The following is a 1,276-nucleotide window of genomic DNA, read 5'->3' on the forward strand; positions in this document are numbered from 1 at the left end:
AAAATTGGGACGTATTCTCCGCTTATAAAGCCAGTTTAGGCTTTGTTTGGGCTTAAAATTTGTTTAAGTCCCGCTAACATCACTCGTTCGCCCGCACCATAAACCACCGTTTCCCAACGTTCCCCACTCGCATCTTTCACCCGACGGCGACACTCCACCCACATCCGATCCTGCGCGATTAAAACATACTCTTCTAACGATTCCAACTGTCGATAATCCTCAAATTTATCACCCCGATCGAACTTTTCCGTCGAAGGTGACAGCACCTCAGCAATCAACTTAGGATAGCGCTTCACATAGCGATCGTCACCCAAAGCCTGCCTCAATCCCCACAGCTACTTGCTTCCGGCAATAACTACGGTAGCGGACGTTGACGAATTTGATCGCCCTCCACCACCCTAAAGCGTTCCTGAAATTGCAATCTTTCGGTCTGTAATAAATTTAACAATATTGATGCTGGTTTTTCCGGCGTGTGAGGACGAAACCGCAAATAAATGACACCTCTTGGCGATCGCAGCCGCAAGCGATAAATGAGTTCGCCTCCAGCGCGATCGAATGTCAAAATCACCCGTTGCTCATCCGCATTAACTTGCCTCAGCAAACGGACAGCTTGTCTGTATAACACCGCATAAAAATACCTTGCTTATGGGTTAGCTAGTTGTTGCTTCAAATCGCGGATAGTAAGGCTGGTGTTGCGTTGCTAAGCAATTTCTACACAGCGGGCGATCGCACTTCTCGGTTGCGATACTTCAGACGCGGAATTGAGCCGTCTCCGGGGCGATCGTACAAACTCTGATAATCTTGCCCGGTTCCAGGTAAGCGTACTACAGAACCCGCAAACCATTGAATTTTTTATGGTGAGACGAGGGCAAGCATAATCTAAGCTCGCTTTTGCAGCCATTGATTTTAATGATAACAAGAGTGGTGTGGGCGCTCAGATTTGAGCCTTGGCGGTTGTTCTATTTTCTGAGGATAGGGAAAGAGGGCGATCGTTTGAGGGAAGTAGTGGGCGATCGCGTTTCATCTGTTCTTCAATACAGGGTAATGAAAACGGGGAAAAATGTAACGGTGAAATTGGGCGGCGGTCCTACATGACGCTGACTGAATAGGCGCGAACTGCTGCATCTACTGTCGCAATGGTCAAACCATTTTGTAATGCTTGGCAGATCAGCATTCTGTCAAACGGATCGCGATGTAATGGCAGGGTAAGCGCATCTCAAACGCTATTGACAAGGGAATTTAGAGGCATCATCATGTTGGGTGGGATAAACAAGCA

The 1,276-nt window shown here is 47.6% G+C and carries 2 protein-coding genes; both read right to left on the reverse strand.

Annotated elements, in window-relative coordinates; all coding sequences use genetic code 11:
- Nucleotides 1–35: 35 nt before the first annotated feature.
- The gene (locus tag QUA04_RS29690) at nucleotides 36–326 is read right to left on the reverse strand and encodes a Uma2 family endonuclease (protein ID WP_445242399.1); all 291 of its coding nucleotides are present in this window, start codon (nucleotides 324–326) and stop codon (nucleotides 36–38) included.
- A gap of 29 nt (nucleotides 327–355) precedes the next feature.
- The gene (locus tag QUA04_RS29695; protein WP_333264398.1) at nucleotides 356–625 is read right to left on the reverse strand and encodes a DUF5615 family PIN-like protein; all 270 of its coding nucleotides are present in this window, start codon (nucleotides 623–625) and stop codon (nucleotides 356–358) included.
- Nucleotides 626–1,276: the final 651 nt, after the last annotated feature.

Source organism: Microcoleus sp. S13_C5 (assembly GCF_036700845.1).
Classification (GTDB): Bacteria; Cyanobacteriota; Cyanobacteriia; order Cyanobacteriales; family Microcoleaceae; genus Microcoleus.